This window comes from Terrimonas rubra, assembly GCF_042686025.1.
GTDB lineage: Bacteria > Bacteroidota > Bacteroidia > Chitinophagales > Chitinophagaceae > Terrimonas > Terrimonas rubra.
The window spans coordinates 42,254-61,875 of the sequence record NZ_JBHUOZ010000003.1; the positions used below are offsets into that span (position 1 = coordinate 42,254).

The 19,622-nt window shown below is 43.6% G+C and carries 20 protein-coding genes; 12 read left to right on the forward strand and 8 right to left on the reverse strand.

Annotation, left to right across the window (positions count from 1 at the left end; translation table 11 throughout):
* Positions 1-105: 105 nt before the first annotated feature.
* Positions 106-720 (reverse strand): hypothetical protein, encoded by a 615-nt coding sequence (locus ACFS6H_RS09840; protein ID WP_386097812.1) that lies wholly within the window; start codon positions 718-720, stop codon positions 106-108.
* 203 nt (positions 721-923) lie between these two features.
* Between ACFS6H_RS09840 and ACFS6H_RS09845 the strand changes: the two genes are divergently transcribed.
* From ACFS6H_RS09845 to ACFS6H_RS09870, 6 genes are all read left to right on the forward strand, one after another.
* A complete protein-coding gene (locus ACFS6H_RS09845; protein WP_386097814.1) occupies positions 924-1,955 on the forward strand; it encodes a hypothetical protein in 1,032 nt (343 codons plus the stop codon).
* A 55-nt stretch (positions 1,956-2,010) separates the two neighbouring features.
* Positions 2,011-3,120, forward strand: a complete 1,110-nt coding sequence (locus ACFS6H_RS09850) for a Nif3-like dinuclear metal center hexameric protein (RefSeq protein ID WP_386097816.1) — start codon at positions 2,011-2,013, stop codon at positions 3,118-3,120.
* Between the two features lie 55 nt (positions 3,121-3,175).
* Positions 3,176-3,931, forward strand: coding sequence for a zinc ribbon domain-containing protein (locus ACFS6H_RS09855; RefSeq protein WP_386097818.1), 756 nt, complete (start codon positions 3,176-3,178; stop codon positions 3,929-3,931).
* Positions 3,932-4,047: 116 nt separating this feature from the next.
* Positions 4,048-5,709, forward strand: coding sequence for a DNA repair protein RecN (gene recN, locus ACFS6H_RS09860; protein ID WP_386097820.1), 1,662 nt, complete (start codon positions 4,048-4,050; stop codon positions 5,707-5,709).
* Between the two features lie 26 nt (positions 5,710-5,735).
* Positions 5,736-5,960: a hypothetical protein gene (locus ACFS6H_RS09865; protein WP_386097822.1), complete on the forward strand. Its 225-nt coding sequence runs from the start codon at positions 5,736-5,738 to the stop codon at positions 5,958-5,960.
* 118 nt (positions 5,961-6,078) lie between these two features.
* Entirely contained in the window at positions 6,079-6,894 is an 816-nt protein-coding gene (locus ACFS6H_RS09870; RefSeq protein WP_386097824.1) for an enoyl-ACP reductase FabI, read from the forward strand.
* A gap of 317 nt (positions 6,895-7,211) precedes the next feature.
* On the opposite strand, the gene ACFS6H_RS09875 is transcribed toward ACFS6H_RS09870, so the two are convergent.
* The gene (locus ACFS6H_RS09875; protein ID WP_386097826.1) at positions 7,212-7,433 is read right to left on the reverse strand and encodes a DUF2795 domain-containing protein; all 222 of its coding nucleotides are present in this window, start codon (positions 7,431-7,433) and stop codon (positions 7,212-7,214) included.
* 200 nt (positions 7,434-7,633) lie between these two features.
* Between ACFS6H_RS09875 and ACFS6H_RS09880 the strand changes: the two genes are divergently transcribed.
* Positions 7,634-8,290 (forward strand): ABC transporter ATP-binding protein, encoded by a 657-nt coding sequence (locus tag ACFS6H_RS09880; protein WP_386097828.1) that lies wholly within the window; start codon positions 7,634-7,636, stop codon positions 8,288-8,290.
* A 199-nt stretch (positions 8,291-8,489) separates the two neighbouring features.
* On the opposite strand, the gene ACFS6H_RS09885 is transcribed toward ACFS6H_RS09880, so the two are convergent.
* The 3 genes from ACFS6H_RS09885 to gatC form a co-directional block, all read right to left on the reverse strand.
* Positions 8,490-9,044: a cob(I)yrinic acid a,c-diamide adenosyltransferase gene (locus tag ACFS6H_RS09885; RefSeq protein WP_386097830.1), complete on the reverse strand. Its 555-nt coding sequence runs from the start codon at positions 9,042-9,044 to the stop codon at positions 8,490-8,492.
* A 148-nt stretch (positions 9,045-9,192) separates the two neighbouring features.
* Entirely contained in the window at positions 9,193-9,894 is a 702-nt protein-coding gene (locus ACFS6H_RS09890; protein ID WP_386097832.1) for an ABC transporter ATP-binding protein, read from the reverse strand.
* 7 nt (positions 9,895-9,901) lie between these two features.
* Positions 9,902-10,333 (reverse strand): Asp-tRNA(Asn)/Glu-tRNA(Gln) amidotransferase subunit GatC, encoded by a 432-nt coding sequence (gene gatC / locus ACFS6H_RS09895; protein ID WP_386097834.1) that lies wholly within the window; start codon positions 10,331-10,333, stop codon positions 9,902-9,904.
* 65 nt (positions 10,334-10,398) lie between these two features.
* Here gatC and trpS point away from each other — a divergent pair, with 65 nt between their 5' ends.
* The 3 genes from trpS to ACFS6H_RS09910 all read left to right on the forward strand — a co-directional run bounded on the left by trpS (position 10,399) and on the right by ACFS6H_RS09910 (position 12,984).
* On the forward strand, positions 10,399-11,403 hold the full coding sequence (gene trpS, locus ACFS6H_RS09900; protein WP_386097836.1) for a tryptophan--tRNA ligase: 1,005 nt from the start codon (positions 10,399-10,401) through the stop codon (positions 11,401-11,403).
* 314 nt (positions 11,404-11,717) lie between these two features.
* A complete protein-coding gene (locus ACFS6H_RS09905; protein ID WP_386097838.1) occupies positions 11,718-12,356 on the forward strand; it encodes a deoxynucleoside kinase in 639 nt (212 codons plus the stop codon).
* Positions 12,343-12,984 (forward strand): hypothetical protein, encoded by a 642-nt coding sequence (locus tag ACFS6H_RS09910; protein WP_386097840.1) that lies wholly within the window; start codon positions 12,343-12,345, stop codon positions 12,982-12,984. The genes ACFS6H_RS09905 and ACFS6H_RS09910 overlap by 14 nt, the downstream gene beginning before the upstream one ends.
* On the opposite strand, the gene ACFS6H_RS09915 is transcribed toward ACFS6H_RS09910, so the two are convergent.
* Positions 12,961-13,491, reverse strand: coding sequence for a DUF922 domain-containing protein (locus ACFS6H_RS09915; protein ID WP_386097842.1), 531 nt, complete (start codon positions 13,489-13,491; stop codon positions 12,961-12,963). The two genes, ACFS6H_RS09910 and ACFS6H_RS09915, sit on opposite strands and share 24 nt — an antisense overlap.
* 378 nt (positions 13,492-13,869) lie before the next feature.
* On the opposite strand from ACFS6H_RS09915, the gene ACFS6H_RS09920 reads away from it, so the two are divergent.
* Both ACFS6H_RS09920 and ACFS6H_RS09925 read left to right on the forward strand, forming a co-directional pair.
* Positions 13,870-15,936, forward strand: coding sequence for an alpha-ketoacid dehydrogenase subunit alpha/beta (locus ACFS6H_RS09920; RefSeq protein ID WP_386097844.1), 2,067 nt, complete (start codon positions 13,870-13,872; stop codon positions 15,934-15,936).
* Positions 15,937-15,990: 54 nt separating this feature from the next.
* Positions 15,991-16,824, forward strand: a complete 834-nt coding sequence (locus ACFS6H_RS09925; protein WP_386097846.1) for a hypothetical protein — start codon at positions 15,991-15,993, stop codon at positions 16,822-16,824.
* On the opposite strand, the gene ACFS6H_RS09930 is transcribed toward ACFS6H_RS09925, so the two are convergent.
* A complete protein-coding gene (locus ACFS6H_RS09930; protein ID WP_386097848.1) occupies positions 16,821-18,149 on the reverse strand; it encodes a sensor histidine kinase in 1,329 nt (442 codons plus the stop codon). The two genes, ACFS6H_RS09925 and ACFS6H_RS09930, sit on opposite strands and share 4 nt — an antisense overlap.
* Before the next feature lie 20 nt (positions 18,150-18,169).
* Positions 18,170-19,528, reverse strand: a complete 1,359-nt coding sequence (locus tag ACFS6H_RS09935) for a sigma-54-dependent transcriptional regulator (RefSeq protein WP_386097850.1) — start codon at positions 19,526-19,528, stop codon at positions 18,170-18,172.
* Between the last annotated feature and the right edge of the window lie 94 nt (positions 19,529-19,622).

Sequence of the window (19,622 nt, forward strand, 5' to 3'; positions counted from 1 at the left end):
TCTGCGGCGGGCTTTACGCCGCAATCGGGGCTATGTTCAGCCCATAACATGGCCGGCCTTTCTGGTCTTTCTTTCAAACAAAAATGAATAAATACGGGGTAATGGTTAATCGGGGAAAGAACTATTGTTTTTAATATCTCCTATGTGGGCTGCAATAATTTCAGTTTGTTGTCCTAACAATAAAAAACAATTATACGCAGTAATATCCCCGTCACCGGTGGCTACATAATTATTCTTCAGGTCTTCCGTAGTAGTGCGGGCATAAGTGATCACTTCTTTTCTTATATGCTTAAAATGATTGATCAGCAAACTGGCATGGGGTGTAGTGTACTGCGGAACTTCCAGGGCCTTTACCACTTTGTAGCTGGCTATCGTATTCACCGCATCGCCGGGTTCTGCAGCAACGGGGTTCTCATAAATATTACAGGTGGGGGTACCTGCTGACATGGTGTTCTTGAAAAGCTGCCAGGTCTTTTTCTCCAGCTCCAGTTGTATCTGCAACAATTCGGCAATTGAAGGTTTATCAATGGATGGTTTATAGGTGAGTTGCTCAATATTTAATTTACCTACCTGGGCAAACAAATTATCCCGGCTTTCTTTCAGGACCTTAACCACAGTTTTCCTCTCCTTAACGGTAGTTGCAGCAGGCTTTACACTGCCGGCCAGTCCGGTAAGCACCAATAGGGCTAATAAAATATAACCTTTTCTTCTTCTGAGCATACGACAACCCATTTAAAGCGTTAACAAGTGTGATGATGCACATAGGGTACGCCTGCAATGTTATGTTTAAAGTTACTGCTTTTCTCCTGTTCAGGCTGTAAAACTTATACAGTACCCGTAAGCCAAAATATCCACTTTTTAAGGGATTTTTTTTATGTCAGTTTAATGCCAGGTTTGTTACCTCAATGAAAACTGAACACATTATGAAAAAAATATTCCTGCCGGCCATACTGGCCCTGGTATTTATAGGCTGTAAAAAAGATAATAACGGCAACCCGGCTAAAGCCGGCAAAGAGGTATATACAGTGGGTTATAACGGCAATGCCGGCTTACCGCAAACCACTACTTTATGGAAAGGGGTTAGCCCTACCTTGTATAGCATTAAGGGTGGTGAAGCCAGTGCTACAGGTGTATTTGTGGCCGGTAATGATGTATATGTTGCGGGTTGGGACCAGGATCCGGCTACCGGTAATATAGTAGCCCAGTACTGGAAAAACGGCACTGTTGTTAAACTTACCAATGGACAAACAACAGCCGGCCTCACCGGTATTTATGTAGAAGGTGCAAATGTATATGCGGTGGGTTACGAATACAATAATGCCGGTGTACAGGTAGCCAAATACTGGAAAAACGGAACCCCCGTGACATTGACCAATGGCAGCCGCCAGGCTGCGGCCCGTGCGATCATGGTAGTAAAAAACGATGTATATGTGGCGGGCTATGAAAAAAATGACGCAGGCAACCGTGTGGCCAAATACTGGAAAAACGGAACGGCTGTCGTTCTCTCGGATGATATAGAGGATATGGTGGCAAACAGCATTTATGTATCGGGTAATGATGTGTATGCCGCCGGCGATGGATTTATGGGGCCGGAGAGTATGGCCATATATTGGAAAAACGGGGTAATGGATAAACTAACCAGCGGCAGTACAAGAGGTCGTGCCAATAGTATCATGGTGTCGGGCGGTGATGTATATGTGGCAGGCTATGAGCAGGGAAGCGATGCTAACTTTATTGCCAAATACTGGAAAAATACCAGGGCGGTGAATCTTACCAATGATGAATATACCGCTCAGGCATTTGGTATATATGTAGACGGTACTGATGTATATGTATGCGGCAATGAAAGAAACAGCGCCGGCATACAGGTGGCCAAATACTGGAAAAACGGAACACCCTTTGTCCTCTCTGATGGTACGTTTTCGGCCCGGGCAGTAGCGATCATGGTGAAATAAATGAGGTTCCTGCAGAAAGGTTATGCATTACTATCTTATTTTTGACGGGTAACAAATGCATACAAACATGGTTATTGCTGATATTATCCGTTACCTGGAAACAATGGCCCCGCCTGCATTACAGGAAGGGTATGATAATGCGGGCCTTATTACCGGTAATGCCGGCTGGGATTGCAAAGGCATTATCTGTACGTTGGATGTAACGGAAACGGTAATACAGGAAGCCATTGATAACCGCTGTAACCTCATCGTGGCCCATCATCCCATTGTATTTGGCGGCCTGAAAAAAATTACCGGAAAAAATTATGTGGAACGTGTGGTCATCAGCGCCATTAAAAATGATATTGCCATTTATGCCATACATACCAACCTGGATAATGTGATCACAGGGGTAAACGGTAAAATAGCCGCTTTATTAGGTTTACAGCAGGTAGAGGTATTACAGCCAAAACCTGGGCAATTGCAAAAGCTGGTCACTTTTGTACCCTTACAACAGGCCGGGGTGGTAAGACAGGCTATTTTTGATGCCGGTGGCGGGCATATAAGCAACTACAGCGAATGTAGTTTTAATACCGATGGAACAGGTACTTTTAAAGCGGGGGAAGGTACCGACCCGCATGTGGGCAATATAGGGCAGCAGCACCAGGAGCCCGAAACCCGGGTGGAGATCATTTTTCCCGCGTGGTTGCAACAGGCTGTCATAAAAGCCATGAAAGCGGCCCATCCCTACGAAGAAGTGGCTTATGACATTATTCCCCTGCTGAACGAGCATAACCAAACCGGGGCCGGTTTGGTAGGCAACCTGCCCGAACCGCTTGCTGAGACCGATTTTTTACAATTATTAAAAAAACTATTCCGGGTGCCGGTAATACGGCATACGGCCCTGTTAAACAAAAAAATACAGCGGGTAGCGCTTTGCGGCGGCGCAGGTAGTTTTTTGATTAACAATGCTTTACGTAGCGGCGCTGATATTTTTATTACCGGCGATATGAAATACCACGAGTTTTTTGATGCCGATAACCGGCTTATTATTGCCGATATAGGCCATTATGAGAGCGAACAGTTCACCATAAACTTGCTGGCTGACGGTTTAGCCGAAAAATTTACTACCTTTGCCGTCCTAAAAACAAAAGCTAATACCAACCCGGTTCAGTATTTTTATTAAAATTTAATGACCGGCACAACGTTTAGTTAGTAAAAAACGCAAAACAATTATATACATGGCAACCGTTAAGGATTTTTCAGTTGAAGAAAAATTGACATCTTTAATCCATTTGCAGAAAATTGACAGCAAACTGGATGAGATTCGTATCCTAAAAGGCGAATTACCTATTGAGGTGGCCGATCTGGAAGACGAAATACAAGGATTACATGCCCGTAAAACCCGTATTGAAGAAGAAATAAACGGTGTTAACGAGTTTATTGAACAACGCAAGGCCGCTATTGTGGAGGCTGAAGCATTGGTGAAGAAGTACGAAAAACAAAGCGACAATGTAAAAAACAGCCGTGAGTTTGAAGCTATCAATAAAGAAATTGAGATGCAGCAACTGGAAGTAAAACTTGCGGAAAAACATATTAAGGACGCCAACGAAGAAATTGCGGAGAAAGCAGTTTTACTGGAAAAAGCTAACAAAAACATCGCTGCAAAAGAATCTGCTTTGGCCAATAAAAAAGGCGAGCTGGAAAAAATTATCGTGGCCAACGAAAAAGAAGAAAAAGAATACAACAAACTGGCTGAAGAAGCTAAAAAGGCGGTTGATCCGCGTTTACTGGCCAGCTACGATAAGATCAGGAAGAACTACCGTAATGGTTTAGCGGTTGTTCCTGTACAGCGTGATGCCTGTGGCGGTTGTTTCTACTCTATCCCTCCGCAAAAACAAAGCGAGATCCGCCAGCATAAAAAAGTAATGGTTTGCGAAAACTGCGGCCGTATCCTGGTTGATGATGAGCTGAACAACAGCACCGAAGTAAAATAAGTGTTATAAAAAGAATAGTAAAAACCTCTCAGGTAACTGGGAGGTTTTTTATTGCCGCTACTTTATTTTTCATTTCTGTTTTTTCATTTTTACTTTGCCTAAATTGCAAGCCCAATATGTTGCACAAAATTCATATACAGAATTACGCTATCATAGACGAACTGGAAATAGCTTTCTCACAAAAGTTAAATGCCATTACCGGCGAAACCGGTGCCGGTAAATCTATTATTGTGGGTGCACTGGGTTTAATACTGGGTCAGCGTGCCGATACTTCGGTATTGGTAGATAAGGATAAAAAGTGTATTGTAGAAGGCTTCTTTACCGCGAAAACAAAAACCGCGGTTACAACATGGTTACAGCAAAACGACCTGGATGTGGAAGAAGAGCTGGTCATACGCCGCGAAATAAGTGCAGCAGGTAAAAGCCGTGCCTTTATCAATGATACCCCTGTTACCCTGCAGCAACTAAATAACCTGAGCGCTTTGCTGGTAGATATGCACCAGCAGTTTGATACCCTGGAAATTGGTGAAAGCGATTTTCAGCAGCAGGTAATGGATGCACTGGCTGATAATGCAGCCTTGCTAAAAGAGTACAGCAATTATTACCGGCAATGGGGGCAGGCCAAAAAAGAACTGGAAGAGCTGCTGGAACAAAAGGCACAATTTGAGAAAGAAGCCGATTATAACCGTTTTCAATACCAGGAACTGGAAGATGCCGGTCTGAAAGAAAATGAACTGGAAAATATTGATGAAGAGCTGCAATTACTGAATAATGCCGGTGATATTAAAGCGGCAGTGGAAAAAGTGTATTATGTTTTGGAGGAAGGAGAGGAGCCGATCGTACAGCAATTAAAATCCCTGCAGGCACTGGTAGGTAACTATGCCGCGTTGCACCCCGGTCTGGCCGGTCTGCAAAAAAGATTACTGGAAGCACAGATAGAGCTGAAGGATATTGCAGGGGAGATCAATGGCATCAGCAATCATTTCCAGTTTGACCCGGCAAAAGCGGATGAACTGAACAACAGGTTATCCATGGGGTATAAACTGCAAAAAAAACATGGTGTGGGCAGCACCAACGAGTTATTGCAGATACAGCAACAATTGGAGCAAAAGTTACAGGCTGTGCTGAATATAGATACGGCCATTGATGAAAAACAAAAAGCCGTTAACGATAATGTGCAGCATGCAACGGCATTGGCCGCTGAAATTTCCGCCAGCCGCCAGGCCCAGGTAAAACCCCTGCAGGATAATATTAATAAACTACTGAAGCAGGTAGGTATGCCCAATGCCCGTATGCAGGTAACCGTTAGCCCTTCCGGGCAGTTAACGGCAAACGGCAGCGATGCCATTGAGTTTCTATTTGATGCCAATAAAAGCGACCGTTTTTTACCCCTGCGCAAAGTTGCCAGCGGTGGTGAATTAAGCCGTATCATGTTATCGGTAAAATCGCTGGTAGCCCAACATATGGACCTGCCCACCCTGATCTTTGATGAAATTGATACGGGTATTTCCGGTGAAGCAGCTTTGCAGGTGGGCCTGATCATGAAAAAACTGGCCCGTGACATGCAGGTGATCTGTATTACGCACCAGCCCCAGATCGCAGGTAAGGCCAATGCACATTACTTTGTATACAAACAACCGGTAGGCAACAAGGTAAACACCGGCATTAAACAATTACAAAACAGCGAAAGGGTAACTGCTATTGCCCAAATGATCGGTGGTGAAAAACCGAGCGCCGCCGCCCTGGAAAACGCCAGGGAGATGGTGGAAGGCGATTAACCGCTGTTAATACTAAATAAAACCCCATGTCAATATTTATCAAAGCTACCCTCATATTCCTCGTTATGGTGGGTATGGTGTGGCTGGGGTATATCCTGTTTAAAAAACTCAATAAAAAGATCAGGGACAGCGAAACCTGGTCGCAGATATTGTTGTACTCGTTATTATTGTTCCTGGCCTGTGCCGCCCTGTTTATTACAGGTATTTATTTGCTCACTTACGGTTATAATTTCCTGGTGAGTGCCAAATAATCAATAATCACTATTTTTGAGCGCATTATCAGTAAAGCCGGCCACTCAGGAAAGGTCCTGTTGGTCCCGGAATTATTGTACTGTTCAATTTAGACTTTGAAATATAAAACCAGCTGTTATGTCGTTTAACTTATTGAAAGGAAAAAGAGGAATTATAACCGGTGCTTTAGATGAGAACTCTATTGCCTGGAAAGTGGCGGAAAAAGCACACGAGCAGGGTGCTACTTTTGTACTGACCAATGCACCCATTGCCATGCGTATGGGTGAGATAAAAAAACTGGCCGAAAAAACAGGATCGGAAATTATACCTGCCGATGCGACCAGTGTAGAGGACCTGACCAACCTGTTTACCAAATCGCAGGAAGTGTTGGGTGGTAAAATTGACTTTGTATTACACTCTATCGGTATGAGCGTGAACATCCGTAAAAACATTCCTTATGTTGAGTCCAATTACGATTTTTTCCAGAAAGGCATAGATGTGTCGGCTTTATCATTTCACAAAATGTTATCGGTAGCATATAAATTAGATGCTATCAGTGAGTGGGGTAGTGTTGTGGCCCTTACCTATATGGCCGCCCAGCGTACCTATCCGTTTTACACAGATATGGCCGATATTAAAGCCATGCTGGAATCTATAGCCCGCAGTTTCGGTTACCATTACGGGTTAAACAAAAAAGTACGTATCAATACCGTATCACAATCGCCTACCCGCACAACAGCCGGCAGCGGTATCAAAGGTTTTGGTGACTTTTTTGATTATGCCGACGCCATTGCTCCTTTAGGCAATGCCACTGCCGATGATTGCGCCAACTACTGTATTACTTTATTCAGCGACCTGACCAAAATGGTGACCATGCAGAATCTTTTCCATGACGGCGGTTACTCCACTACCGGCGTGAGTATGGAAGTAATGACCAAGCTGGGGATAGAATAAAAAGTAAAAAGGCAAAATGAAAAAGTAAATACAATTACTTTTTATATAAAACTCCGGGGTTAACGAAAGTTTCCCCGGAGTTTTTTGTTTTGCTGTTCGAGGCTTTAGCTGTTTTAGCTGTTCGGGACTTGTAGTCCCGAAACAATATTCTATTGCCTGTGGCAATACATCGCTGTAAGCGATAAAAAAATAATACGAAACTGCAGGTTTCACATAGCGGCAGTTTCGCATAGCCAAAATAAAAAGCCATTCCGCAGGGAATGGCTTTGCTTTAGCAAATAATGTGGGCATACCGGTTGTCGGGTATGCAGATAATTTTAATACTCGTCCTCGTTAAAAAGGAAGTCTTCCTGGGTAGGATAATCAGGCCAGATGTCCTCGATCGTTTCGTATACATCACCTTCATCTTCCAGCTCCTGCAGGTTTTCCACTACTTCAATAGGGGCTCCGCTACGGATAGAATAGTCAATTAATTCATCCTTAGTCGCCGGCCAGGGCGCATCTTCCAAATAAGAGGCTAGTTCTAAAGTCCAAAACATGAGCACAATAATTTTAACGGTCCGGGAGGCATTGCAGCCACCCAAATTTTTCGCAAAAGTAACTCTATTAACGAATTTACCAAATCAATCATTTTTTCAGGGATTTTCAGGCCCCCTTTACAAAAAATGATAAATCATTAACATTTTAAGTAACAATTTGTTTTACGGTTATTTGATTGATAAAATTTACTTTTGGCTGCATGATAACCGGAAAAAATATTCAAAAAAGGTTTGGTACGGTGCAGGTACTGAAAAATGTAGATATCACCATTCGTAAAGGGGAGGTGGTAGCCATTGTAGGCCCCTCGGGCTCGGGTAAAAGCACCCTCCTGCATATCCTGGGCACCCTGGATAAGCCGGACAGTGGCAGTGTAGAAATGAACAGCACCACACTCACCGGCCTTTCCCCTAAAAAACTGGCCCAGTTCCGTAACAAACATATTGGCTTTGTTTTCCAGTTTCATCACCTGTTGCCCGAATTTTCGGCACTGGAGAATGTTTGTATCCCCGGCTGGCTGGCCGGTACCAAAAAAGCAGCAGTAGAAGCCAGGGCTAAAGAACTGTTACAGATGTTAGGACTATCACACCGGTTAGAAAATAAACCCAACCAGTTATCGGGCGGGGAACAGCAAAGGGTAGCGGTAGCCAGGGCCCTGATCAATAATCCCGATATTGTTTTTGCTGATGAGCCCACCGGCAACCTGGACTCGGCCAATGCACAGGACCTGCACGACCTGTTTTTTGATCTGCGTAAAAAATTTAACCAAACCTTTTTAATTGTAACCCATAACGAAGAGCTGGCCAAACAAAGTGACAGGGTACTGCATATGCGGGATGGAGCGATAGTAGAAAATTAGATAATTTGGCAATGAATTAATTAGATAATGGGCTGATCTATTCCAGGGAAAATACTGCTGTTATTTTCGGCTTCATTATACAGGTATAGTTATTCTAAACTTAATCCTGTTACCAAATTTTCAAATCAGCTAATTAATAAATTAGTTTACCGACTTTTCAATTGTCTAATTACCTAATTATCTCATTGTCAAATTGGCTTTACACTCTCGGTTTCCACGGTATTTCCTCCGCTTTTTCCAGGAAGGCCACATAACGGGCCAGCACAAATAAATAATCACTTAAGCGGTTTAAATACTTCTGTATAATAATTTCCACTTCATGGCTTTCTTCGCTCAGGCGAACTACCTGTCTTTCGGCACGGCGGCATACACAGCGGGCTACATGCAGGTGCGAAGCGGCTATTAAACCTCCGGGCAGGATAAAACTTTTCATGGGTGGCAACACCTCGTGCATTTTATCAATGGCTTTTTCCAGCAGGGTAATATCTTCTTCGTGCAGGTCAGGTATTTTTAACTTGGTCTCCTTTTCCGGGTCGCAGGCCAGGGCTGAACCAACCGTAAAAAGCCGGTCCTGGGTTTCCAGTAAAACAGCACGGCTATCCGCATCGTTTATATGATCACGGCATAAACCAATATAAGAATTCAGTTCGTCCACAGTGCCGTACGCTTCAATACGTAAATGGGCTTTTGATACCTTGGTGCCGCCAATTAAGCTGGTGGAACCCTTGTCGCCTGTTTTTGTATATATTTTCATGACCATGGAGTTAATTTGAAAATGTGAAAATTTGAAAATTTGGAAATGGGTACGGTATTACAATGCAGATGTATGCAGAAGAATAAATAGTAACAATTTTCAGCTTTCAGCATTCAGCTTTGAGCTTTTAGCTTTCAGCATTTCGCTTTTAGCTGTCCGCCTTCACCGCCTTCCTTACATCGCTCTCAATCACCCCGTCACGCAGGCGTATTACCCGGTGGGCATGGTTGGCAATATCTTCTTCGTGGGTTACTAATACCACGGTGTTGCCGCGGCTTTGTATATCCCCAAAAATATCCATGATCTCGTAAGAGGTTTTGGTATCCAGGTTACCGGTAGGTTCATCGGCTAAAATTAGGGAGGGGTCGTTTACCAGGGCGCGGGCAATGGCCACACGCTGGCACTGGCCGCCCGAAAGTTCATTGGGCTTATGGTCCATACGCTCGGTCAGGTTCACCATCTCCATTACATGCTCGGCTTTTTGGGTGCGTATCTTTTTACTCACACCGGCATATACCAGGGGCAGGGCTACATTTTCCAAAGCCGTAAGGCGGGGCAATAAATTAAACTGCTGAAATACAAAACCTATTTCCTGGTTACGTACATCGGCCAGGGCATTATCTTCCATACGGCTTACATCGTGGCCATTTAAAATGTATTTACCCGCTGTAGGCGTATCCAGGGCGCCTAAGATATTCATGAGGGTGCTTTTGCCCGAACCCGAGGGACCCATCAGGGCAACGTACTCGTTCTTCTGAATATCAAGGGAAACGCCTTTTAATACCTGCAACTCGTTCTTTCCCATGAAATAACTTTTGCGGATATTTTCGATATGGATAATGCTGTTCATCTTTGCATCAGTCTTTTTTAATTACTTTAGGCACTTTAAAAAACTGGCCATCGTTTTCAGGTGCATTTAACAGGGCATCCCGGCGCGACACGGAGCCTTTGATCACATCCTCCCGTAATACATTGGTTTCGTCGCTCATATGCAACAACGGTTCTACACCGTCCAGGTCCAGTTCGTTCAGTTTTTCCACAAACGCTATCATGCGTTGCAGGTCCGATTTTATTTCCTCCTTTTCGGCACCGTTATACTCCAGCCGGGCAAGATGCGCCAGCTTGGTTACCATGGCATCATTTACTTCCATAGATACAAATATAACTGTAAGTTTTAAGTTGTGGGTTGATAAGTTGGTGAGCGGCAGATGGAAGGCAAAAGGTATAGGGAATAGGGTATAAGGGGTAAGGTATAAGGTATAGGGTATAAGGTGTAAAGGGTAGGACATAGGGCGGAAACTTTAAACGTCAAACCTTAAACTTTAAACTGTCTAATGTTTATCTTCGCACCCTTATGGAAAAGAAAAAAGAGATAGTGATGAGTGGGATCCGGCCCACCGGTTTTTTACACCTGGGCAACTACTTTGGTGCCTTACGCAATTATGTGCGTATGCAGGACGAATTTGAGTGTTATTTTATGGTGGCCGACCTTCATTCCCTCACCACCCACCCCGATACAAAAGAACTGAAAGGCCATGTACACCGTGTACTGGCCGAAAATATAGCCTGTGGCCTTGACCCTGATAAAGTGGCATTGTATTGCCAGAGCCATGTGTACGAAACGGCAGAACTATACCTCTACCTGAACATGCTGGCTTATACCGGAGAACTGGAAAAAACGGTAACCTTTAAAGATAAAGTGCGCCAGCACCCTGAGAATGTAAATGCCGGCTTATTGACCTACCCGGTATTACAAACTGCCGATATTATTTTACACCGGGCATCCTATGTACCGGTGGGTAAGGACCAGGAGCAACACCTGGAAATGGCAAGAAAGTTTGCCAACCGTTTTAACCACCGTTATGGCGATGTGTTCCCCGAGCCGCATGCATTTAACTATGGCGGCGAGCTGGTAAAAATCCCCAGCCTGGATGGTACTGGTAAAATGAGCAAAAGCGAAAACCAGTACGCCACATTATACCTGGCTGATGATGATGACCTGATTCGTAAAAAAGTAATGAAGGCAAAAACCGACAGTGGCCCAACTGAGCCAAATAGTGTAATGCCTGACTATATCGAGAATATTTTCCAGCTCATGCGCCTGGTAAGCAGCCAGGAAGTGATTGATAAATTCACTGCAGACTTTAATGGCTGCACCATCCGTTATGGCGATATGAAAAAACAACTGGCCGAAGATATGGTGAACTTTATTGCCCCCATACGCGAAAAGGCCGAGAGTATCCGCACCAACGAAAAGTACCTGAAGGAGATCATGGAAAAAGGTGCGGAAAAAGCCCGTAAAAGTGCCAAAGCTACTATTGAACTGGTACGGAATGCCATGGGCTTAAACTATTATTAATTTTTGGGGTGTCCCCGGTAACCGGCACTGCGGCTCATGCTTCGCCGGGTTCACCGGTACGGGGCCGGGCTATCCGCTGTATCTTTTGCCCCGCGCTGCAACCGGCCGGAGCTGCGCAAAAGGATGCCGCTGCTATCCCTCACCCAATAGTTGCAAAACACAACTTTTGGGGTATAAATAATAAAGAAAAAGAAAGGCGTTTTACCGGCAGCCCGAAAGATTTGTATATCTTGGACTGCTGAACCGTTGCTGGTGAAGCCCGGCTAAACCTTATCGATTTTAAATTTAATTCGGAATTTTTTTCATTTAAGATTATGGCAAAAGCTAAATCAAAACCTAAACATATTGCAATAGCCGGTAACATTGGTGCCGGAAAGACCACCCTGACGGAAATGTTGAGTAAACACTATAAGTGGATACCCAATTTTGAGGATGTGGACCACAATCCTTACCTGATGGACTTTTACGAGGATATGCCGCGCTGGAGTTTTAACCTGCAGATATATTTTTTAAACAGCCGTTTACAACAACTGGTAGAGATACAGCGTGGTACCGAAACCATTATCCAGGACCGTACTATATTTGAGGATGCCAATATTTTTGCGCCTAACCTGCACGAAATGGGGCTGATGAGCAAGAGGGATTTTGATAACTATTACAACTTTTTCCAGACCCTTAAAACCCTGGTGCAGCCCCCCGATCTGTTAATTTACCTGAACGCATCGGTACCTACCCTGGTAGGCCAGATCCAGAAAAGAGGCCGGGAATATGAAGAAAATATCCGCCTGGACTACCTTAAAAAGTTAAATGAATACTATAATAAGTGGATTGACGGCTATAAAGAGGGCGCTTTGTTGGTAATTGATGTAGATAAGAATAAATTTGCTGAGAAGGAGGAGGATTTTGGCGAAATAATTGCTAAAATAGATGCAGAACTATATGGCTTATTTTAAATACATAACAGTAACGTTGCTGGTGCTAACCGCAACCACTTTGCAGGCCCAAAGCCTGAAAGACGCACTTTTTAGCGGAAGGTTAAAAAGCGACAGTACCGGTGTGGTAAAAAAAGGCGATAGCCTGCAGTTACGCACAGCGGCCGAAGCCCGTGTATTTAAGGATTCTATGCAGCAGGTTGCTATTGCCGAAGCCAAAAAATCTGACTCCCTGGAAGCCATTGTCGGCTCCTCCATTGTTACTACCGTAATGGGCAGCGATGGTAAGGTGGATACCATTATTTCTACTCCCATTACCATTGCCAATAAAGTAGCCGATCCCAACCTGGATAATAACGCTATCTGGAAAAAATTCATCGATCAGTACAAGCCTGTTCTGGATAAGGAAGTAGCCGGCTCAAACAGGATTAAAAAAGGTATTTACTCTGTTTTAATTGAGTATGATATAGAAGAAGATGGTACTGTATCTACCACAAAAATCACCTCCGATCCTAAAAACTCCGCTTTGGAGGATATGGTAAACAAACAAATGATGTTTGAAGTACCGCCCATGCACCCGGTACTGGGGCCTAATGGTAAGCCCCGTAAACTGGGCCGCCGCCAGTTACTGAGTTTTACCAAGAATTAATGATTTATAATCGGCATAAGCATCCAGTTCCTTTAAGGTTGCTTTTATTTTTGCTTCCCATATTTTTTGCTGCTCCACATTAATGCTATGATGGGTGGCCGCATCGTATTCGTTCTGAAAATCATCTTTCTCTTTGGCAATACGCTGGTAAATATCCCGCAGATCGGTTTTATAGGTCTTTTTATTAAAAGTATATGCCTGCACTGCCTGGTATAATTTACGAATATAGATCTCCGCAATATCAAAATGCCCCTGTTCATGACCCAGTATCAGGTCGGTTTTATCCTTAACCCATGATTTGGCCGGGTTAAAATAGGAGTTCAGTTCATAGGTAATATTGCCACCTTTTACGCTATAGCTAAAATGCAGGCTGGTAGCGGTGGATGCCGATGCTCCCCGCGTAACAGCCGGTACCGGGGCTTTAAAATCGTTCCAGGTAAGCTTGCGTTTGCTGCTCCAGCTGATATAGTTATCAGTATTATCCTGGGCCAGTATTTGCGTACTCATACTTACCATACTTATAAGAAGAAAAAACAGTTTATACATGTATGTTATCTTTTTATCTTGGTTTTATCATCAATACGTAGTAACGTAAAATAAGATGTTCGGCGTTTAAAAAAAGTGGTGTTTGTTTGTTAAAAAAAATAAAAGAATTCCTGCCGCCATGGTTTTGCCCCGGGATAAAATCCGGTGAGATAAATATCGTTTATAGTTTACTAACATACGTTTGTTTTACTACATTTGTAGCTTATACCTGCTGTAAACGGGCATGTTATTGTTCCCCAAAGAACGGAACGATGAACGGAGCGTCGCAAGGGACGATGATCTGTAGCTCTGCAGCCGGTAACCCGATCAATTTACAAAAAATACTAGTGTTTGCTATACATGGAGACGGATTTACTCATAAGAGCCTACCAGTTAATGTTACAGGCCAAACATATGGCTTTAACCTACGAAGCCAACCGGCCGATATGTAAATACGTACATTCCACCTCACGCGGCCATGAGGCCATACAATTGGCCACTGCTTTTAATTTACAGCCACAGGATTTTGCAAGCCCCTATTACCGTGATGAAAGCATGTTACTTGGAATGGGCTTTACCCCATACGAACTCATGTTACAGTTACTGGCAAAGGGCAACGATATATTTACCGGCGGCAGGGAGTATTACGCACACCCCAACTACCGGGGTACGGATAAACCCACCATTATACACCAGAGCAGCGCCACCGGCATGCAGGTAATACCTACCACCGGCCTGGCACAGGGTATACAATATGCACAGCAAATTCAATGGCAGGCTTTACAAAAGGGGGCCAACGGCGAAAACCCCATTGTGGTTTGTTCACTGGGCGATGCCAGTGTAACCGAAGGTGAAGTGAGCGAAGCCCTGCAGTTTGCCGTATTAAAAAAACTACCTATTATTTACCTGGTGCAGGATAATAACTGGGGAATCAGTGTAACGGCAGCCGAGGCCCGCACCATGAATGCATATGAATACGCTGCAGGCTTTAAAGGCCTGCAACGGGTACAGGTTGACGGCAGCGATTTTGAAGCATCCTACCTGTGTATGCAGGAGGTAACTAAAATGGTCCGGCATGGTGGAGGCCCCTGCCTGGTTCATGCAACTGTACCGTTACTGGGCCATCATACCAGCGGGGTGCGAAAAGAGTTTTACCGTACTGAGGAAGACTGGGATATACATGCCGCAAAAGACCCGGTAGTATTATTACGCCACCAGTTATGGCAACAGGGCATTGCCAACGAGCAGGACATGCAGGAATGGGATAAGGCCGCTGCAACTGTTATACAGGAAGCTTTTGATAAAGCGGTGGCAGCACCAGAGCCTGATATAACTACAGTAGATACGCATGTATTTGCACCTGTTGCCCTTACTGAGGAAAAAGGTACCCGGGCTCCTGCCGGCAAAGAGAAGATCATGATGGTGGATGCGGCACTGTTTGCCATTCGCGAAATTATGCAGGCCCATCCCGAAGCCTTGTTATACGGACAGGATGTAGGCCGCAGGTTGGGTGGTGTGTTCAGGGAAGCTGCTACACTGGCCGAACAGTTTGGTGAGCATCGTGTATTTAACACGGCTATACAGGAGGCCTATATTATCGGCTCCACCGTAGGCATGAGCGCCCTTGGACTGAAACCCATTGTAGAAGTACAGTTTGCTGATTATATATACCCGGGATTGAACCAGCTGGTAACGGAGATATCCAAATCGTCTTACTTAACCTGTGGCAAATTCCCGGTATCCATGGTATTGCGGGTACCAACAGGCGCCTATGGTGGTGGCGGACCCTACCATAGCGGCAGTATAGAAACCACTTTATTATCTATTAAAGGTATTAAAGTAGTGTACCCTTCCAATGCGGCCGATATGAAAGGCTTAATGAAAGCCGCTTATTATGACCCTAACCCTGTAGTAGTGCTGGAGCATAAAGGTTTATACTGGAGTAAAGTGCCGGGTACCGAAGATGCCCGTACTGCCGAACCATCTGCTGATTATATACTACCCATTGGCAAGGCCAATATTGTTACCCGGGCCCATGAAGATAAAATTGATAACGGCGAAAGCTGTGTGGTGATAACCTATGGCATGGGCGTGTACTGGGCCAAAGCCGCTGCCAGGCAGTTAAACGGTGCAGTGGAGATTGTTGACCTCCGCAGCCTTTACCCATTAGACGAAACACTTGTTTTTGAAAGGGTACAGCAACATGGTAAATGTTTAATTGTAACCGAAGAGCAACAGAATAATTCTTTTGCCGAAGCCCTGGCCGGCCGTATATCCAAAGCCTGTTTTACGCATTTAGATGCACCGGTTGATGTAATAGGTGCCTTAAACCTGCCTGCCGTACCCATGAATATGGGCCTTGAAAAAGCCATGTTGCCGAATGCGGATAAAGTAAAGGAAAGGCTGGAACGATTGTTACAATTTTAATGAGTATTGGAGAATAGTATTGATTGTATTAGTTTAGTTGCATTAACTAAACGTATGAAATTTTTTCTGTTATTATTAAGTGTTATTATAGGTTGGTCTTTACAAGCACAGAATGTTATTGATAATAAACCGGTCAATATTAAGGAAGGCACTTTTTATTATTACCCGCAAGGCTTTACAGATTCTTATAAAATGCTAAGAAAAGGAGCAATACAAAAGGAGTATAAATTGCAAGACGTAAGTGATGATCCATTGGAATTAAAGATTGATTGGCTCAATGACAGTACATATACACTGAGATATGTAGATGGCGGAAACTTTAAAGAAGAAGAAAAAAAGTATTTTAGGGGTGTTGTAAGATATTTGGGAGTAGATAAGGTAACAGATTCATATTACATATATACCCGGTATAGCGACAGCACATTTAAGAAACCGATGTTAAGGGATACGATGTGGGTTGCTCCTAAAAAACAAATGTCTTCTCGCAAATTACTTTTTGAGTTAGTCAGGACTAAAACAGAATTAGAAGAACTCGAAACTGATAAAAAGCCTGGTTTTGCCTTGTTGTATTTCTATTCACCCTATGATGAAAATTATTCTGGAACTGCAAAAGAAGTTTCAATGAATAATATGGATTTTACCGTTATTGCTAACGGGTTAAGCTTTGCCTATAAATTTTACAAGGAGGGATTTTTTCAATTACTGGATAATCTTGATGATAAAAATCCCCTGGGTATTGATATAGAATTTGGGAAAAGTTATTATATAAAAAATACTTTTTCTGGTTTAACAAAAGACCCTAAGGTTAATTTTAAATTGATGGACCATGTAAAAGGGGAAAAGGAGTTTAAAGAAAGCGCTTTCTTTGAAACGCCCAAGGATAATTAAAACACCAACAAAAACGCCGTTCCTTCGCCGGGAACAGATTGTACATGCACATTTCCTTTATGTAATAACATGATCTGCTTGCACAGGCTGAGGCCAATACCACTGCCGCTTTTCTTGGTACTGAAGAAAGGGATAAAGATTTTATCCAGTAACTCATCGGGAATACCGGGGCCATTATCGGTCACTTTGATCACTGCTTTGTGATTGGGGGCTGTATAAGCGCTCAGGGTTATTTTAGGCTCAGGGTTTTCTTTAACGGCTTCAATGGCGTTCACCAATAGATTTATTAATACCTGTTCCAGCAGGCTGGTATCTACCATCATTTTCAGGTCAAAATCTTTAAGGATGGTATTGACCTCGATATTTTTTTGCTCCATGGTGGGCTGCATCAGCTGCAGCAGGTTCTCAAATATATCACGGGCATATACTTCGCTTAAATTAAGGGTGGTTATTTTATTAAGACTGCGATAGGTAGATGCAAATTTTAATAAGCCTTCACTGCGGCGTTTAATAGTGTCAATGCCCAGTTCCAGGTCATCCAGGGAATCTGATTCTTTATTAATAAAGGCCTGTAACCGGTAACCTAAGGTTTCTGCCAGGGAGGAAATAGGCGCTACCGAGTTCATGATCTCATGTGTCATGACACTCAATAGTTTTTGCCAGGCCTGGGCTTCGTTCTCGTCCAGCGCCTCTTCAATGTTCTGGAAGGCGATGAGTTTGTATTTCTTCTCATCGGTCTGGAAGGCGGTGGCTGATAATAATACCTTGTACGAAAATTTATCGGTGGTGATATTGGTCACAATGGAGTCGCCCACCTGTAAATTATATACAACTTTATACAGGGCATCGTTCCTTTTTTGCAGAGAATCAATATTACGGAGGTAGGGCAGGGCCAGCATTTTTTTCAGCGACTCGTTCATCCATAAAATATCGCCGTTGGCTGCTTCGTAGGAAATGATACCTGTATCAACCAGCTCTAAAATATTTTGCAGGTATTGGTATTGGGTTTCTTTTTCACGACTGATGACCTTGAACGCTGAATTGATCTCGTTAAAGCCTTTCCGTAAAGGTTGTATATCGGTAGATGCCTGTTTAACATTGAAATGACGGGAGAAATCACGGTAATGAATCGATTCTACAAACTGGTCCAGTTCGTGATGCACTTTGGCCTGGGAACGGTAAAATTCAACGATCTGGAAAATAATCAGCGGGACGATGAGTAATAAGTAAACGGTTTGGTGTTGTAGTACCAGGTAACAGGCAGCAGTAATGGTAATGGTTAAAAAGATAACCCGGGAAAGGATGCGCCATTGATAGTTTTTCAAATTACAACAGTTTAGGCCGGTTAAATATCGTATTTACTGATACGGCGATACAGCGCAGTACGGGTAAGCCCCAGTTCTTTGGCTGCACGGGTAATATTGCCCTGGTGTTTTTCAATCACTTTTAAAATGGTATGTTTTTCCATTTTACTCAGGTTGGTATCAACAGGCTCAGCCGTTTCGGGCATATTGCTTTCAATGGGCGAGAATATCAGGTCAGAAGCCTGTAACATATCATTGTCCGACATAATAACAGCCCGCTCAATGGTATACTGCAGTTCACGCACATTACCCGGGAAATGATAGCTTAATAATTTATCCCGTGCATCGCCGGTAAAGCCGCCAATATTTTTCATGTACTTGTTACTGTAAATATTGCGGTAGTGTTCGGCCAGTAAGATAATATCATTACCCCGCTTGCGCAAGGGGGGGATCACAATTTCTACCGTGTTAATGCGGTAAATAAGGTCCTTACGGAACCGGTTCTCATTGGCCAGTTCGGCCAGCGGTACGTTGGTAGCACATATCAAACGTATATCCACCGGTATAGCTTCGTTACTGCCTAACCGGGTTACCTGCCGGTTCTGTAAAACCGTTAGTAATTTGGCCTGCTGCTGCAGGGAAATATTGCCTATTTCATCCAGGAATAAAGTGCCGTTGTCTGCCGATTCAAAACGGCCTACACGATCCTCGCGGGCATCGGTAAAAGAACCCTTTTTATGTCCGAATAATTCACTTTCAAACAGGGTTTCTGTTAAAGCGCCTACATCTACTTTTATATAAGGCTTATTGTTTCGGCGGGAATGCTGGTGAATGGCACGGGCAATGCCATCTTTACCGGTCCCGTTTTCTCCGAGTATGAGAATATTGGCATCTGTGGGCGCAATCTTTTCTACTTTAAAGAACATGTCGCGCATAATCTCTGATTCGCCCAGTAATTCCTTACCAATAATGGTAGAGTCAGGGTTAATGCTGCTTTTATATTCCTGCGACCCTTTTTTACGGGCCATTTCTTTAATGGTGGTCAGCAGTCTTTCATTATGCCAGGGCTTTACAATAAAGTCGGAAGCGCCTTCCTTTAAAGTGCGTACGGCCAGGTCAATAGCGCCATAGGCCGTGATCATGATCACATCCGTTTCAGGCTTTAACTCTTTGATGGTGCGCAGCCAGAATATACCTTCATTACCGGTGTTAATAGCACTGGTAAAATTCATATCCAGCAATACAATATCAAAATGGTACTGGGAAAAAAGTGAACGTATATTTTCAGGATTTTTTTCCGTGACAATTTGTTTCACTTCAGTTTTTAATAACATATGAATAGCGGTGAGCATATCCACATCGTCATCTACTACCAGTATGGAAGCGTTTTTTAGTGTCATGATTGTCAAAGATAGTAAATAGGTTAAGGATTTGAGATTGCAGGTTTAGGAATTATGAGTTATGAATGATGAATTATGAATAGAGTATACATGC

Excerpts from the sequence above, each read along its gene's own strand:
- ACFS6H_RS09850 (WP_386097816.1), top strand. The coding sequence starts at position 2,011 with ATGCATACAAACATGGTTATTGCTGATATTATCCGTTACCTGGAAACA.
- ACFS6H_RS09870 (WP_386097824.1), top strand. The coding sequence starts at position 6,079 with ATGTCGTTTAACTTATTGAAAGGAAAAAGAGGAATTATAACCGGTGCT.
- ACFS6H_RS09840 (WP_386097812.1), bottom strand. The coding sequence starts at position 720 with ATGCTCAGAAGAAGAAAAGGTTATATTTTATTAGCCCTATTGGTGCTT.
- ACFS6H_RS09885 (WP_386097830.1), bottom strand. The coding sequence starts at position 9,044 with ATGAAAATATATACAAAAACAGGCGACAAGGGTTCCACCAGCTTAATT.
- ACFS6H_RS09910 (WP_386097840.1), top strand. The coding sequence starts at position 12,343 with ATGGCTTATTTTAAATACATAACAGTAACGTTGCTGGTGCTAACCGCA.
- ACFS6H_RS09855 (WP_386097818.1), top strand. The coding sequence starts at position 3,176 with ATGGCAACCGTTAAGGATTTTTCAGTTGAAGAAAAATTGACATCTTTA.
- recN (WP_386097820.1), top strand. The coding sequence starts at position 4,048 with ATGTTGCACAAAATTCATATACAGAATTACGCTATCATAGACGAACTG.
- ACFS6H_RS09925 (WP_386097846.1), top strand. The coding sequence starts at position 15,991 with ATGAAATTTTTTCTGTTATTATTAAGTGTTATTATAGGTTGGTCTTTA.
- trpS (WP_386097836.1), top strand. The coding sequence starts at position 10,399 with ATGGAAAAGAAAAAAGAGATAGTGATGAGTGGGATCCGGCCCACCGGT.
- gatC (WP_386097834.1), bottom strand. The coding sequence starts at position 10,333 with ATGTCCTACCCTTTACACCTTATACCCTATACCTTATACCTTACCCCT.
- ACFS6H_RS09920 (WP_386097844.1), top strand. The coding sequence starts at position 13,870 with ATGGAGACGGATTTACTCATAAGAGCCTACCAGTTAATGTTACAGGCC.
- ACFS6H_RS09865 (WP_386097822.1), top strand. The coding sequence starts at position 5,736 with ATGTCAATATTTATCAAAGCTACCCTCATATTCCTCGTTATGGTGGGT.
- ACFS6H_RS09845 (WP_386097814.1), top strand. The coding sequence starts at position 924 with ATGAAAAAAATATTCCTGCCGGCCATACTGGCCCTGGTATTTATAGGC.
- ACFS6H_RS09915 (WP_386097842.1), bottom strand. The coding sequence starts at position 13,491 with ATGAGTACGCAAATACTGGCCCAGGATAATACTGATAACTATATCAGC.
- ACFS6H_RS09890 (WP_386097832.1), bottom strand. The coding sequence starts at position 9,894 with ATGAACAGCATTATCCATATCGAAAATATCCGCAAAAGTTATTTCATG.
- ACFS6H_RS09880 (WP_386097828.1), top strand. The coding sequence starts at position 7,634 with ATGATAACCGGAAAAAATATTCAAAAAAGGTTTGGTACGGTGCAGGTA.
- ACFS6H_RS09935 (WP_386097850.1), bottom strand. The coding sequence starts at position 19,528 with ATGACACTAAAAAACGCTTCCATACTGGTAGTAGATGACGATGTGGAT.
- ACFS6H_RS09875 (WP_386097826.1), bottom strand. The coding sequence starts at position 7,433 with ATGTTTTGGACTTTAGAACTAGCCTCTTATTTGGAAGATGCGCCCTGG.
- ACFS6H_RS09905 (WP_386097838.1), top strand. The coding sequence starts at position 11,718 with ATGGCAAAAGCTAAATCAAAACCTAAACATATTGCAATAGCCGGTAAC.